The organism is Bacillus sp. CPT56D-587-MTF (assembly GCF_058792335.1).
This window is the reverse complement of record NZ_JBYTEF010000001.1, coordinates 5613308-5629331: the sequence shown is the minus strand read 5'-3', so window position 1 is coordinate 5629331 and position 16024 is coordinate 5613308. Positions and strand designations below refer to the sequence as shown.

Genomic DNA, 16024 nt, shown 5'->3' with positions numbered 1-16024 from the left:
ATAAACTTTTACTTACAGATTAATTGTATTTCGTATCATTTTCATGCAATGAATGTAATTTAATATTTGGTACTTTATCTTTTTCAATACCTCTATTATAAGAAACAGGAACTTGAAATTCAAATTGCTTTGTCTCATGTTTTTGTAAATAGACTGGTTTCGGTACTGGATAGCTTTTTGAATTCTCGTTTGCATTATCATATAAAACAACTTTTAATGCTTGTGAATGATTACGATAATTTTTTAAAGTAACAATGCACTTCGGTTGGATATTCTCTCCATTTTTCTCCATTCTACACTGGCTGTCTTCTTTTTTATATTCTATTGCTTCTACCCCTGTTTTTCCTGCATAATACCATGTTTTATTCAATGTCTGGAGGATTGTATTTAAAATAAACGGCATCATTACAATCAAAATACTAGTACCTACTACTTTTATTTTATTCATTTTTCTAAATGTACTAGACTCCTTTTTTCCTAGCCATTTTAAAAATAATATGAATGCAATTACATGTAGTATGAAAGAAACAATCAATATATTTGAGACTTTATAATCCATATAAACATACGTATGTATCGGAATCTTATAGACATTGAATAGTTTTTCCCCAATTAATTCATTATCATTTGGAATTTTTAATAATAACAAAACCCCTATACTGTAACAAATAGCTACTAATCGATCATACTCAATACGAATCATTCTTTCTCCCCTTCACTTTGTATTTTATTATCGATTTTAGCTATTATTACCATACTATACAATCTTTTTATAGAGGATAACGTAAAAAAGTTCCTTATAAATATATAAAGAACCTTATTAATATACACTATGAATTAAAAAATCAATATACAATTTTCACATAGAGATTTCTTCAAAATATGTTGGATCATGTATTGTAATTTTTTTATCTAAAATTGTAACAATGCTATCATTTTTTAATTGTTTTAATACGCTGCTAACTGTCTCTCGAGATGTTCCAGATATTTTGGATATTTCAATTGTTGTAAGTGGACATGAAATTACAATCTTTTCTCCACTCTGTTCTCCTAAATCCTGCATTAAATAATTTAACGTTTGGATAACACGATCTTGTGCATTAGGAATTGTAATATTTTGCACTCGATTTTCGTTCAATTTTAATATAGATGATAATTGCTGAACAACGTACATCAATTGTGTTCTGCTGGACTTTACCATATCTTCAAAGATTACCGTTGGAATATAATATACCTCCACATCCGTCATTGCTTCTGCTGTATAGTTATATCCTCTGTCTGTAAACATACCACCATAAGGAAAAATAGAATACCGCTTTACATAGTCATCGTATAATAAGTTCCCATTTTGATTAACCCGCTCTAACTTTACAAAACCATCTAACATGAAGTAAATTCTTTCCCTTGAATCCCCTTCTAAAAATAAAAATTGACCTTTTTTATAAGTTCGCCAATAAACAAACTCTGTTAAGCCTTTCAATTTTTTTTCTGTTAAATGAGCAAATAATTCGAACTGCTTTAAGTCTTTCACTACGTTCCGTCTATTCATAAAATTCCCTCTCTCTTGCTGTATGTTGGAGCGAAAAATCAAGAAAGCGTATTCAATTTGAATTTTATCATAATTAACTTGTATATTCAGATTTCATCATGAAAACTTTATGAACAATGAGTACAAAAAATATTAATAAATAAAAAGAATGAAGTTATTAACCTCATTCTTTTTTACTACTAAGTAGCGTACATAATAATTTAAACATACATGCATACATTCTGTTTTGAAATAATAGTACCGGCTTTTTCTTCTAGTGCTTCATATACTTTTTCTAAAGACGTAATAATCGTTTTTCTTTTTGGATTTGTATTAACAAAATTAATAGCAGCTTCGATTTTTGGAAGCATGCTTCCCACAGCAAATTGTTGTTCTTCAATATATTCTTCTAATTGATTCACTGTGACATGCTCTAATTTTTTTTGATTCGGTTGATTATAATTTACATACACATAATCAACTGCAGTTAAAATAACGAGCGTATCGGCATCTACTAATTCTGCTAATTTCTGCGCAGCGAAATCTTTATCGATAACCGCTTCAGTTCCTTTTAACCCTTCTTCAGAATCAATTACTGGAATTCCACCTCCGCCCACAGCTATCACTATGTTTCCATCTTCGACCAAAGAATTAATCACTTTATGTTCATGAATACTTACAGGCTTCGGTGATGGAACAACACGTCTCCATCCTCTACCAGCATCTTCTTTAAACACTGCTTTTGTTTCATCCATTAATTTTCTGGCCTCTTCTTCTGTATAAAAAGGACCAATTGGTTTAGTTGGATTTTTAAATGCCTCATCTTTTTTATCCACAACAACACGTGTTATAACCGTTGCTACATCTTTGTTTATATTCCGTTTTTTCAATGCCTTTTCAATTGCATTTTCCATCCAATATCCAATCATCCCTTGGCTCATTGCCCCACAAGTATCTAATGGCATTGCAGGTGTCTTTTCCGTTTCTGCAGCTTTTTGCTGTAATAAAATATTCCCCACTTGTGGGCCATTTCCATGCGCAATTACTATATCCACATCATTTTCCATTATTTTCACAAGTTGTTCTGCCGTTTTTTCCAACGCTTCTTGCTGCGCTCCCGCAGTAGCTTCTCCAGACTGTATCGCATTTCCCCCTAGTGCAACTACAATTTTTCTTCGTGCCATATTCCAGCCCTCCAGTTGATTTCGCTTTCACAGCGCTTTATAAAGTAATACTGCCTGTAATTAATCCATAAATCGCAAAGAATGCTAAAGCACCAATTGCTACGGATGATGCTAATTCCACTCGAGTAAATATTTGCTTCGAACTCTTTTGCTTTTGAACATTGTAAAAAATAAAAATACCTGGCGCATATAAAGTCATTGTTAATAATAAATACTCTAAACCGGCTGCATAAACTAACCACACGCCATAAATACTTGCGATCAAGCCAATTATTATATTTTTATTTCGATCTGCTTCTTCAGACTTTAAGCTATGCTTCAGTTGATAAAATGCTGAAAAAGCATATGGGATTAAAATAGCTGAAGATGCTAAAGAGAATGCAAAGTTATACGCCTGATCAGAAACGACGAATGTTAACAAGAATATTTGTATTAAACCATTTGTTATCCATAATGAATTTACTGGAGCCTTATTTTTATTTTCTTTTGCGAACCATTTTGGAAATACTCCATCTTTAGCCGCTAAATATGGAATTTCAGAAGCGAGCAAAGTCCAACCTAACCAAGCACCTAATACAGAGATGACTAAACCTAAATTAATAAAGATAGCACCCCATTTTCCAACAACACTTTCAAACAAATAAGCCATAGCCGGATTTTTCAAACCTGCAATGTCTGCTTGCTGCATAAGTCCAAGAGACAATAATGTGATTAAAATGTAAATGATGAGTGTACCAATTAAGCCAATAACGGTTGCTTTCCCTACATCACTTCTATTTTTTGCTCGACTGGATAAAACAACAGCCCCTTCTACCCCAATAAATACCCATAAAGTTACAAGCATTGTACTTTTAACTTGGCTGCCAACTGCTCCCCATGAAAAAGAACCAGTTTGCCCCCAAAATCCATCTAAGAACGTATCAATATGAAACGCAAAGATTCCTATGACAATAAATACAAATACAGGTACTAATTTTGCGATTGTAGTTACTAAATTCACAAGGGCTGCTGATTGAACTCCACGTAAAATTAACATGTGAACACACCATAATAATACGCTTGCACCAATAATGGATTCTACATTTTGACCGCCTTCAAAGATCGGGAAGAAATATCCTAATGAAGAAAACAATAATGTACCGTAAGCTACATTCCCAAGCCAAGCAGATAGCCAGTATCCCCACGCACTATTAAACCCCATAAAATTACCAAACCCTGCTTTTGCATAGCTAAAAATACCACCATCTAAATCTGGCCGTTTTACAGTTAGATTTTGAAAAGATAATCCGAGTGCGATCATCCCAATTCCTGTTATAACCCAGCCAATAATAATGGCTCCAGCACCAGCACCTTTTGCCATATCACTCGCTAAATTAAAGGCTCCACCGCCAATCATAGACCCAACTACAAGAGCCGTTAGTGTAAACAACCCTAATTTCTTATCTTCACCCATTCCACTCACCTCTCTTTAATTGCAATAACAATACAAAAGCAATAGTGAATGATCGTGTCTAAAGGAGGAGAAAGAAGAAAGGAAGACTCCCTTTCTTCTTTACTCCATGTTTCCTAAAGTAGCTGCCATAACCGCTTTAATTGTATGCATTCTATTTTCAGCTTGATCAAATACTTTTGAATGTTTACTGCGGAATACTTCGTCAGTTACCTCCATTTCTTTCAACCCATATTTCTCATAAACTTCTTCGCCATACATCGTTTCAACATCATGAAATGCAGGTAAACAATGTAAGAAAATCACGTTTTCATTCCCTGTTGCTTTAATCATTTTCATATTTACTTGATAAGGTTTCAATAACTCGACACGTTCAGCAAATTTTTCTTCTTCCCCCATAGACACCCATACATCTGTATAAATTACATCTGCATTCGCAACAGCTTCTTCCACATTACTTGTTATCATTACTTGTTCATTATATTTTTTTGCTAAATCAATTACTTCTTGTGCAGGCCATAAAGATTCCGGTGTACAAATACGTACATCCATTCCAACGATTGCTCCACCAACTAGTAAGCTATTAGCAACATTATTTCGCCCATCGCCAACGTAAACGAGCTTCACATTTTTCAATTTCCCTATATGTTCTCTAATTGTTAATAAATCTGCTAGTGTTTGTGTTGGATGCCACATATCTGTTAATCCATTCCAAACTGGCACACCAGAATTTTGTGCTAAAGATTCTACAGTTTCATGATTAAATCCACGAAACTCAATTCCGTCAAACATACGCCCTAACACTTTTGCTGTATCCTCTACAGATTCTTTTTTCCCAAGTTGAATATCACCTTTCCCTAAATATTCAGGATTTGCCCCTAAATCTGTACATGCTACTGTAAATGCACAACGCGTACGAGTAGAAGTTTTTTCAAATAAGAGCGCTACATTTTTACCTTCTAAATAATGATGCGGGATACCATTTTTCTTTTTCTCTTTTAATTCTGCTGCCAAATCTAGAAAATATAACAATTCTTCTTGTGTAAAATCTTTTTCTGCTAGAAAGCTTCTTCCTTTTAAATTTGGTCTAGTCATTAACATAATTCATCCCTACTTTCTCCGTTATTTATACTAAATATCTTTACGAACAATTGGCATACTCATGCAACGTGGACCCCCACGACCACGAGATAATTCCGAACTTAGCACCTCAATCACTTCTATACCGTGTTCACGTAATAACGTATTAGATACATAGTTGCGATCATATGTAACAACTACACCTGGCGCAATTGCTAATGTGTTCGAGCCATCATTCCATTGTTCACGAGCAGAAGCAATTACATCTCCTCCTCCACATGGAATAAGAACTAATTCACTTAAGCCTAATACCTCTTTTAATGCTTCCATTAAAGAAGTACGATGTGTAATTTTAAGAGTTTCCTCATCTGATCCTTTTTCTAAAATATAAATATTCATATTCCCTTTTGGCCCTTGAATGGCTGGGTGAATTGTAAACTTGTCATAATCAACCATTGTAAATACTGTATCTAAATGCATAAATGCTCGACATTTTGGAATTTCTATTGCTAACACTTTCTTAATTTTATTTTGTCGGCTAAAGAGATTTTTAGCTAAACGTTCAATTGCTTTAGCTGAAGTACGAGCAGATACTCCAATTGCAATTGTTTCTTCATTTAAAATTAGCTCGTCGCCACCTTCAATTGGAAATTTATAATCACGATCTAACCAGATTGGTACATTATGTTTTGCAAATCTTGGATGATATTTAATGATGTACTCCATGAATAATGATTCACGTCTACGCGCTGGTTCTCTCATCTTATTTATCGTTAAGCCATCGCCCACGCTAGCTGCTGGGTCACGAGTAAAATATAAATTAGGCATTGGATCTAAGTAAAACGGATAGTGATCTTCCATTAATTCATATAAATGTGTCTTCTTACTTGTTTCAATTTCGTTTTTCCGTACACCGCCCATAATTTTTTGAATTAATTCTTCATTTGAAAAGGAAAGTAAATATTCTTTTAAAGTTTGATGTGCAACATTTACGTCGGCCTGTCCTTCTTTTAAAATACGATCAACAAATTCTTCTCGAAGTTTTTTATCTACTAACGCCTCAGCGGCTAGTTTTTCTAAATAAAGAACTTCAACACCCCGATTGCGTAACGTTTGTGCAAAATAATCATGCTCTTTTTGAATAATTGGTAAGTATGGAATATCGTCAAATAATAATTGCTGCAAATAATCTGGCGTCAAGTTTTCCACTTCTTTACCCGGTCGTTTTAATAAAACCGTTTGTAATTCCCCAATTTCTGAAGTAACATGTATCGGATGTTTCATTTGTTGTACCTCCTTTTAAATATGTTTGATGTCTTACAAGTACATAATAAATGCTCTGTACTTTCATCTTTGTGAAAGCATCCACATTATCATTGTGAAATATTAAACAAGTTATTTTTTTAAAATCATACGAATATGTATTTTTATAACAAACTATCTTGCTTTCTCAATAAAAAATACATATATTACGCATATATATTGAATATTTAACTTCCGTATTTAAACAAAAATCCTGTTTTTAATTTTATTAAAAACAGGATTTTTGCATCTAAATAATTAAATTTAATCTTTCTTCTATAATCTCCCTATCTGATTTCGACTGTGAAATTATAAGGCATGTATCATTTCCACATATACATCCTATTTTTTCTTTCCAATCTAATTTATCAAATAAAACACCAATAACATGTGCATTACCAGGTAATGTTTTAATAACCATTAATTGATCTACACAATCAATTTTTACAACAACTTCTCGTAATTTTTTCTTTAACTTTATATCAGTTTGTAAATGCTCTTCTGAGAAAACTTTATATATCATTAATCCTTCTTGAGAAGGTACCTTCGTTAAGTTTAACTCACGAATATCGCGAGAAACCGTAGCTTGTGTTACTAATACATCTTTTTTTGCTAACAATTCTACTAATCTTTCTTGCTTATCTATTTCATACTCCTTTACAAATTGTTTAATTAACCGTTGTCTTTTTTCTTTTTTCATAAAAGACACCCCTTTTAATATTATAGCTCGCTATAATTTTCATCCGAAAGGGACAGAAAAGAATGTTGCGGAAACGTTCATAGTTTAACTGTAAATATTAAATCAAGCTAAATAAAAAAGAGAAGAACAATATTCTGTTCTTCCTTTTACATTGAAAATCGTTCAATTGTTTGTTTCAAATCAGTTGCTTGCTTCTCTAAATCCTTTAATAATTGATCGATTACTATCATATTTTTAGATTGTTGTATCGTCACACGTGCTACTTCTTGCGAACCAGCTGACGTTTCTTCAGCAATTGCTGCTACAGCTTTTGTTTGTGCTCCTGTTTGATGAATGTGGCTCACTTGTTCATTCATATAACTACTAATTTGCTGAGTTGCATCGGCTACTTCCATAACACTTGATGACATTTCTTTTAAAATTAATTCCGTAGCTTCCCCACGTTTCGCCTCTTCTTTAGCTATTTTCACTTGTTCTGTCATTTTCATTGCAACTTGTTGTACTTCATCTTGCATATTCCGTAATAACTGCGATATGTTTCTTGCAGAATGATCACTTTCATCAGCAAGTTTACGTACTTCTTCCGCAACAACCGCAAAGCCTCTTCCATGCTCTCCTGCGCGAGCTACCTCAATAGAAGCATTTAGTGCTAATAAATTCGTTTGGCTAGCAATCGCACTCACAACAGACACAATATGTTCTACTTGTTTCATTCGTTCTTCTAACTTCTGTACATTTTGCATTGAATCTTCATTTTCTTTTGCCAATGTTTGAATACCTTGAATTAAAGACGTAAAGACACGAGTACTATGCCCTAAAGCTTCAACCATTTCTGAAGACAATGTATCAGACTGCTTCGCTTTTTCTTCTACTTCACTTGCAATAGAAGTCGTTGTATCAACAGCAGAAACAATTGCTTGAATTGATGCCGCTGATTGCTCAGCGCCTGAAGAAATCTCTGCAAGTGTCTCAGATACACCTTGCGCTTGTCTCGTTGCTTCGCCTGTTTGTTTTCTAATCTGCTGTACTTGATTATTTGTATACGAAAATGTTGTATCAATATTTTTTACCATGCCCCTTAAGTTTCCTAACATCATATTAAATGCAACACTTAAAGATTTAATTTCATCATCTGTCTTCGGTAATGGAACATCTTCACGAATATCACCCTCAGCTGCTTTTCTTGCCGCTTCCTCTAACTTGCGAAGCGGTTTAATTAAAAATACGGCTGCTCCATATGCTAAAATTCCAGACCATACTACCCCTAATAACATAACGATAATATTATATACAGTTTGACTTACATAACTTTGAAAATAATCGTATATCACGTAAATAAAAAATATACTTGTTGAATATGTAATGAAAGCTAAAACTGTAGTGAATAGCATAAGTTGTGTACGTAATCCAAAAGAAAATGTTTTTCTTTCTTTTTCCATCTTCCCTTTCCCCCTTTTTATAAGCAATATAAATACTACCTATATATTATTATCCATATTTTCATTATAGAAGGATATAGAGATTTTAAAAATCATTATTTCTTTGAATATCAAATTGCACGAAAAAAATAAAGGATTCTGACAATTTATGACTAATAACAGAAATACAGGGCAACATTTGTAAAATATATTTTTAACTGGGGGTTTTGTATGATTCAAGTTCGAAATCTAGTAAAATCATTCGGTTCACTTGATGTGTTAAAAGGAATTGATTTAGAAGTAAAAGAAAAAGAAGTTGTTGTTTTAATTGGTGCCAGTGGTTCTGGTAAAAGTACATTACTTCGCTGTCTTAACTTTTTAGAAATGTACGATGAAGGCGAAATTCACTTACAAGGTGAGCGAATTGATCCAAAGCATTCAAATTTAAATAAAGTCCGTGAAAATGTCGGTATGGTTTTTCAGCACTTTAACCTCTTTCCTCATATGACCTCACTAGAAAACATCATAGAAGCACCTATTCACGTAAAAAAATTAGAGAAAGCAAATGCACAGGATATTGGAAATCAACTTCTCCAAAAAGTCGGCCTTCAAGATAAAGCGGATGTAACTCCTCATCTTCTTTCAGGTGGTCAAAAACAGCGCATTGCCATTGCACGAGCTCTTGCAATGAGCCCTAAGATTATGCTATTTGATGAGCCTACCTCAGCTTTAGACCCTGAACTTGTTGGAGAAGTATTGCAAGTTATGAAAGAACTTGCTGAAGAAGGGATGACAATGGTTATTGTTACTCATGAAATGAATTTCGCAAAAGATGTAGCTGATCGCGTCATCTTTATGGACGATGGAAAGATTGTAGAAGATGCTCCGCCAGTACAATTCTTTTCAGCTCCATCACATGAACGGGCAAAACAATTTTTACGCAACGTTTTATAATGTAACTTTTGTTTCAAACGAAAAGGAATACATTCATACGGTGCACAACTAATCATCCAAATAAAATATTTCAATAACATACTAAAAAACCATCCGTATGATCAATATATAGGAGGGGTTTTATGAAAAGAAAACTATTAACCATTGTTGCGAGCATTACACTATGTACATCCTTCATACTAGGAGCTTGTAGCAAAGAAAGCTCTACTACTTCATCAAATAGTGAAAAAGAATTTCGCTATGCGATGAGTGGATTATACAAACCTTTTAACTATAAAGAAAATGACGGCAAACTTGTCGGCTTTGATGTAGAAATCGGTGAAGCTCTTGCTAAAAAGATGAACATGAAGGCTACGCCCGTTACAAACCCATGGGAAACGCTGATTCAAGGTCTTCAAGCGAAGAAATATGATGTAATACTGGGTAGTATGGCAATTACAGAGGAGCGCTTAAAAGCTGTTAGTTTCTCAAATCCGTACTATCGCTCTGGCGCCCAAATTTTTGTGGCTAAAAAGAATACCGCTATCTCTTCTCCAGAAGATTTAAAAGGTAAGAAAATTGGTGTTGTAAAAGCTAGTACCTTTAAAAATCTTGTTGCAAAATATACAGATCAAATCACAGAATATGACAGCGATATTACTGCTCTTATGGACTTAGAGCCTGGGCGTGTTGACGCAGTAATTACGGATCAAATGGTTGGTCTACGTATGATAAAAGAAGGAAAATCGAAGATAAAAGAAGCCGGAAAACCATTAAATCTTGATGAAATGGGAATTGCTATTCGCAAAGATGATAAAGAAATGGTTGAGAAAGTAAATAAAGCGTTAGATGAAATCATTAAAGATGGTACGTATGAAAAGATCAGTAAAAAATGGTTCGGGCGTAATATTCTCGGTGAAGAGGAAAAAACGAAGTAAGTTAGCCATTCAAAAGATTCATAAACAATGCCCCACTGATTAAATGTTCATTTTATGTGGGGCATTTCATTCTCTACTAAAATCTATACAATATGAGGTGAAACGCATGTTTGAAATTTTTATCTCTTCCTATCCCACACTCTTAAAGGCTACTATTGTCACATTACAATTAACATTAACTTCCCTAGTACTCGGTTCATTAATTGGATTATTATTCGCTTTCTTTCGAATCTCTAACAATAAAGTTTTAAATAGTATCGCTCATGTCTACATTGCTATTATTCGTGGTACACCTTTAATTGTTCAAATTGCCATTCTCTATTTTGGAATTACATCCGTTGTTGTTTTCACCCCTTTTTGGGCAGGTGCAATCGCTTTAGCAATTCATAACGGAGCATATATTACGGAAATTTTCCGTGGATCTATTCAATCCGTTGACCGGGGACAATTAGAAGCAGCTCGCTCTTTAGGCATGCCTTATCCTTTAGCTATGCGACGAATTATATTACCACAAGCATTTCGTCTGTCTCTTCCTCCTCTAGGAAACCAATTTATTATCGGATTAAAAGATTCTTCACTTGTTGCTTATGTAGGAATGTCCGAATTATGGGGTTCAGGTTTATCAATTGCAGCAGGTAATTTCCAACAATTAGATACTTACATAATCGTTGGTGCATACTATCTCATACTTGTTCTTCTATTTACTTATTTTGTTAATCTTTTAGAAAAACGACTACAACGAAAAGAAACTAACTCCGTCCAAGTCCATAAAAGGAACAAAAAGGAAGTTTCTTTATAAGAAAAAGCAAGCCTGAGATGGCTTGCTTTTTCATTGCAAAAATATATTAAATTTTACTGATTTACTTTTTTAATACTCTTTTCTTCTTCTATATGTTCCTCACGATATGAAATATTATGAGGATCTAGTCCATTTCCTAAAGAACCATAGAAGTGCTCTCTATGCGGATCCACTAATTCACTTCCTTGATAATACACACGTGGTGTATTCCATAGCGCTGCCAAAGCTTTTGTCATCGGCATCTCATGATAGCGTTCCGGCCACATTTCTTTAATCTTCTCTTTTACTAACGGATAGTATTTAGAACTCATAGCGGGAAACAGATGATGTTCTGTATGATATGAGAAATTGAAATGTAAAACGTCTACCCAGCGCGGCACTGTTACTGACAAACAGTTTGCTAACGGATCATTTACTGGAACAATTGGATTTAAGCGGTGATTTGTTGCGATATATGCCATTACAATAAAGTTAGCAATTAACAACGGAATGACGTATGCAAATAACCATTTTCCAGGTCCCATAATAAACAATAAACTAATCCAAACTGTCCAAGGCAAAAGAAGTTGAAGCCATACAGATTTTTGATTGGATGACTTGAACTCTTTTATAAAATGAAAGAACATTCGAGTCGAATGCAATGTAAATTGAATTGTTAGTGACAGAAAACTAAAGAATGAACGTACATGTAAAGGCATACGATATACCCAACTCAAAAACTTACTCTTCTTAAGTTTCTCAAGTGTCGGCCATGCATCTGGATCATTCTCTTCATGCTGTGTATGAACATGATGCGTTGCATTATGCCACTTTCTCCAAAGCTTTGGCCCTGTTGATAATGGCATAAATGCAATCGCGCCTAAGAAGTCACGAAGCCATGCCTTTCTTACAACAGTTCCATGTAAAATTTCATGCCCTAAAAATCCTAGTGAAGCAAAACATAATCCAAGAACAATCGCAATTCCTAGATTCGCCCACACATTCAATTCAAATACACCAATCGATATTAATCCCGCCAATGCCACAAGCAAATAAGCCAGTCCACCAAATAAACGAGTAGGCACTGGTTTAAATGCTTTTTTCGGCAAATGTGGTGATACACGTGCTGCATACCACCCAAACGTATGAAGCTCCTTCATCCTTTTGCTCCTTTCTTATGCCGCGCCTTGCGCAACTTACATATATCAATTCTTGCTTCCAGATTGATTTTACTAGATGATCCAAAAAGCATCTATTATAAGGAAAATATACTCACTCTATCGTCACTTATTTTTCGCTTTTATTATCAATGAAAAACATTTCTCTTTTTACTCTCTATCAACCTTTCCACATGATGAATCATAACAATAGAATTTCTATATTGTCAACACCTTTTATGACCTAGTAATAAAAGGTGGTTATATTTTTATAATCATACTTTATTTCACTAAAGAAAATGTATAGATTCCATAAGGATTTACCCACTATATATAGACATTTTCTTAAACGCCATAGACTCTATCTCATTCAATAACTCCCTATGTAATCAACAAACAGAATCACTTGAATTTAGTTTTATATAAATCCTACTACATCATAATGCCCCACCTAATTAATTATATTAAAATAATTTATAACCTCTTTTAATAAAAATAGACTACTTCTAAAACAACACACATGAATTTCATATAATATGGAAATATTAAAAGGAAAATTGTTCTAAAATCAGGAGGTTTCCGCAATGACAAGTGATACATTTCCACAACTGCCGCTATCTTATTGGATTGAATCTACTCAGTTTCCTACTTTCCCTCGTTTATCCGAAAATATAAAGACGAAAGTTGCTATTATCGGTGCTGGTATTACAGGTATTACTACTGCCTATTTACTTGCAAAAGAAGGCATCGATGTTGTTTTAATTGATTCTGGTCGTATTTTAAATGGAACGACTGGGCATACAACAGCGAAAGTAACAGCACAACATGATCTTATTTATGATGAATTAATAAATCACTTCGGCATGGAAAAGGCTGGGCTTTACTATGAATCAAATAATCATGCTCTACAATTCATAAACGAAACTGTTCAAACATATAAAATCGACTGTAATTTCTCAAATGAAGATTCATATTTATATACAACTACCGATAACGGATTAAGAAATTTATCGAAAGAATATGAAGCCTATCAAAAATTAAATATACCTTGTGACTATGTTCAATCTCTATCGATTCCAATTCCAGTACAATCTGCACTTGTCATGAAAAATCAAGCCCAGTTCCATCCCCTTCTTTATTTGAAAACACTTTTAGAAAAGTTTGTGGAGATGGGCGGAAAAGTTTACGAACAAACGACAGCTATCGATGTGGAAAAAGGAGATTCTCCACAAGTCATTACAAAGGAGGGCCATCGTATCACTTGTGAATATGTCGTCTCTTGTTCACACTTTCCTTTTTATGATGCGAATAGCTTTTTCTTTACGCGTATGTATGCTGAACGCTCTTATGCTCTTGCAATAAAAGCAAAAACGGAGTATCCAGGTGGCATGTATTTAAGTATTGATGATCCAAAGCGCTCCTTACGCTATATAACAAACAATGGAGAAAAATTAATTTTGATTGGCGGAGAGAGTCATAAAACAGGTCAGGGAATAAATACGATGCTTCATTATGAAGCACTCTATTCTTTTGCTGAAGCCACTTTTGGAATAGATGAAGTTCCTTATAGATGGTCAGCACAAGATTTAATTACTCTAGATAAGCTTCCTTATATCGGACATATTAACGAAAGAAATCCAAATATATTTGTTGCAACTGGATATCGCAAATGGGGAATGACAACTGGAACTGCTGCCGCTCACCTACTGAAGGACTCCATCCTAAAAGTTCACAGTCCCTATAAAGAACTGTATGCACCATCACGCTTCCATGCAAATCCAGATATAAAAACGTTCCTCTCCCAAAACATTGATGTTGCGAAACATTTAATTGCAGGAAAGATTGAAACCGCATTACGTAAGCCAGAAGATCTCGAAGTTGGTGAAGGATCTGTCGTACATGTTAACGGTAAACGAGCAGGTGCTTATAAGGACAAAGAAGGAAAATTACATATCGTCGATACAACTTGTACACATCTCGGCTGTGAAGTTGAATGGAATAATGGTGATTGTACTTGGGATTGCCCTTGCCATGGTTCTCGTTTTTCAATTGAGGGAGACGTTCTTGAAGGCCCAGCAGATCGACCGTTAAAACGAGTTGATAATGAGTAAACAAATAAAGAAGTTCAACAAAATTACTGTTGAACTTCTTTATTTGTTATAAACCCTTTTCAGATAAAATTCGACACAATGAGGAAAATATTAACATTAAATAAAATAATATATTCATCTACAAATTAAAAGGGGTGAATATTATGCAACCTTCAGCTCCACCTCATCTAGAATCTACAGAAACTATCTTTCCAAGCTCTATTACAAAACTTGTTGTTTTTATTTGTTGGCTAGCCATTTTAGCTGATGGATATGATTTAGGTATTTACGGTGCCGTTCTACCAAAGCTCCTAGAAGACAAAAGCTGGGCGCTATCACCAGCGCATGCTGGTACAATTGCAAGCTATGCTTTATTTGGGATGTTTATTGGGGCTATTCTAGTTGGAACGATTACAGATCTAATTGGCCGTAAATGGACGCTTATATGCTGTTTAGCACTTTTTTCTATCACAATGGGTTTAGCGGCTATCGCTCCTTCTCCTGAGTTATTTGGATTATCTCGATTTATAGGAGGAATCGGATTAGGCGGTGTTATCCCAACAGCTTCAGCACTTACTGTTGAATATTCACCAAAAAAAAGGCAATCTTTTATTTATGCTCTTATGTTTACTGGCTATCCTTTAGGTATCGTGTTAGGTGCTATTTTGTCCATGCTTATGTTAGAAGATTTCGGATGGAGAATTATGTTTGGTATCGGAATGATTCCACTACTCCTCATTCCTTTCATTATTCGCTATTTACCCGAGTCCATTCAATTTTTATTATCACGTAATCGCCAAGAAGAAGTGAACCAAATTCTTAATCGTTTTCAAATTGAATTTCATGTAAAAGATAAAACTCATCAAGCTCCATCTACTATACGAAAGAAAAATGGATTTTTTACTTTATTCTCAAAAGAATACATAAAAGCAACGCTACTTTTTTGGATCACTTATATAATGGGAATGTTTTTAATATATGGTTTAAACACTTGGTTACCACAGATGATGCGCCAGGCAGGATATCCTCTTGGGTCTAGTCTGTCATTTCTACTTATGCTAAATATTACCGCAGCTATCGGCGCATTATTCGCTGGAGCAATTGCTGATCGTATAGGAGCAAAAATTGTTATTAGCATCTCTTATCTTATGGCAGCCATATGTATCGGACTATTAACAATCAAACCATCTGTTACAATCATTTATCTTTTAATTGGCCTTGCTGGTATTGGATCAGTCGGTATTACTCAAATATTAAATGCATATGTAACACAATACTTCCCATCACATATCCGAGCTACCTCCTTAGGCTGGGGACTGGGGCTTGGCCGAGTTGGTGCAATTGCTAGCCCAATTCTCGTCGGTATTATTATGACAATGCAATATGACTTAGCATGGAATTTTTACTTATTCTCCTTTGCAGGTCTTATCGCAGCTATATCTGTTTTCTTCATTCCTACAAAATAA

General features: G+C 34.4%; 14 protein-coding genes. 5 read left to right on the top strand and 9 right to left on the bottom strand.

Annotated features, from left to right (window positions below; translation table 11 throughout):
* Nucleotides 1-19 precede the first annotated feature (19 nt).
* From AC3WVZ_RS29090 to AC3WVZ_RS29055, 8 genes are all read right to left on the bottom strand, one after another.
* Entirely contained in the window at nucleotides 20-703 is a 684-nt protein-coding gene (locus AC3WVZ_RS29090) for a hypothetical protein (protein ID WP_000619186.1), read from the bottom strand.
* A gap of 156 nt (nucleotides 704-859) precedes the next feature.
* The gene (locus AC3WVZ_RS29085) at nucleotides 860-1549 is read right to left on the bottom strand and encodes a Crp/Fnr family transcriptional regulator (RefSeq protein WP_001081905.1); all 690 of its coding nucleotides are present in this window, start codon (nucleotides 1547-1549) and stop codon (nucleotides 860-862) included.
* A gap of 200 nt (nucleotides 1550-1749) precedes the next feature.
* Nucleotides 1750-2712: a carbamate kinase gene (arcC, locus tag AC3WVZ_RS29080; RefSeq protein ID WP_233935790.1), complete on the bottom strand. Its 963-nt coding sequence runs from the start codon at nucleotides 2710-2712 to the stop codon at nucleotides 1750-1752.
* A gap of 37 nt (nucleotides 2713-2749) precedes the next feature.
* Nucleotides 2750-4165: an arginine-ornithine antiporter gene (gene arcD / locus AC3WVZ_RS29075; RefSeq protein WP_000503412.1), complete on the bottom strand. Its 1416-nt coding sequence runs from the start codon at nucleotides 4163-4165 to the stop codon at nucleotides 2750-2752.
* Between the two features lie 99 nt (nucleotides 4166-4264).
* Nucleotides 4265-5263 (bottom strand): ornithine carbamoyltransferase, encoded by a 999-nt coding sequence (gene argF / locus AC3WVZ_RS29070; RefSeq protein ID WP_000930289.1) that lies wholly within the window; start codon nucleotides 5261-5263, stop codon nucleotides 4265-4267.
* Nucleotides 5264-5293: 30 nt separating this feature from the next.
* Nucleotides 5294-6526 carry an arginine deiminase gene (gene arcA, locus AC3WVZ_RS29065; RefSeq protein ID WP_000682331.1) on the bottom strand — a complete coding sequence of 411 codons (1233 nt, stop codon included), beginning with the start codon at nucleotides 6524-6526 and terminating at the stop codon, nucleotides 5294-5296.
* A gap of 268 nt (nucleotides 6527-6794) precedes the next feature.
* The gene (gene argR, locus AC3WVZ_RS29060; RefSeq protein WP_167316801.1) at nucleotides 6795-7244 is read right to left on the bottom strand and encodes an arginine repressor; all 450 of its coding nucleotides are present in this window, start codon (nucleotides 7242-7244) and stop codon (nucleotides 6795-6797) included.
* Nucleotides 7245-7390: 146 nt separating this feature from the next.
* Entirely contained in the window at nucleotides 7391-8683 is a 1293-nt protein-coding gene (locus AC3WVZ_RS29055; RefSeq protein ID WP_233935788.1) for a methyl-accepting chemotaxis protein, read from the bottom strand.
* Nucleotides 8684-8893: 210 nt separating this feature from the next.
* Here AC3WVZ_RS29055 and AC3WVZ_RS29050 point away from each other — a divergent pair, with 210 nt between their 5' ends.
* The 3 genes from AC3WVZ_RS29050 to AC3WVZ_RS29040 all read left to right on the top strand — a co-directional run bounded on the left by AC3WVZ_RS29050 (nucleotide 8894) and on the right by AC3WVZ_RS29040 (nucleotide 11332).
* Nucleotides 8894-9616 (top strand): amino acid ABC transporter ATP-binding protein, encoded by a 723-nt coding sequence (locus tag AC3WVZ_RS29050; RefSeq protein ID WP_000616927.1) that lies wholly within the window; start codon nucleotides 8894-8896, stop codon nucleotides 9614-9616.
* A gap of 122 nt (nucleotides 9617-9738) precedes the next feature.
* On the top strand, nucleotides 9739-10533 hold the full coding sequence (locus AC3WVZ_RS29045; protein ID WP_000823765.1) for an ABC transporter substrate-binding protein: 795 nt from the start codon (nucleotides 9739-9741) through the stop codon (nucleotides 10531-10533).
* Between the two features lie 43 nt (nucleotides 10534-10576).
* The gene (locus tag AC3WVZ_RS29040) at nucleotides 10577-11332 is read left to right on the top strand and encodes an amino acid ABC transporter permease (protein ID WP_002025246.1); all 756 of its coding nucleotides are present in this window, start codon (nucleotides 10577-10579) and stop codon (nucleotides 11330-11332) included.
* A 53-nt stretch (nucleotides 11333-11385) separates the two neighbouring features.
* On the opposite strand, the gene desB is transcribed toward AC3WVZ_RS29040, so the two are convergent.
* Nucleotides 11386-12471: a Delta(10) desaturase DesB gene (desB, locus tag AC3WVZ_RS29035; RefSeq protein ID WP_000661226.1), complete on the bottom strand. Its 1086-nt coding sequence runs from the start codon at nucleotides 12469-12471 to the stop codon at nucleotides 11386-11388.
* Nucleotides 12472-13052: 581 nt separating this feature from the next.
* On the opposite strand from desB, the gene AC3WVZ_RS29030 reads away from it, so the two are divergent.
* A complete protein-coding gene (locus AC3WVZ_RS29030) occupies nucleotides 13053-14579 on the top strand; it encodes an FAD-dependent oxidoreductase (protein WP_167316799.1) in 1527 nt (508 codons plus the stop codon).
* A gap of 143 nt (nucleotides 14580-14722) precedes the next feature.
* Nucleotides 14723-16024, top strand: a complete 1302-nt coding sequence (locus AC3WVZ_RS29025) for an MFS transporter (protein ID WP_065211605.1) — start codon at nucleotides 14723-14725, stop codon at nucleotides 16022-16024.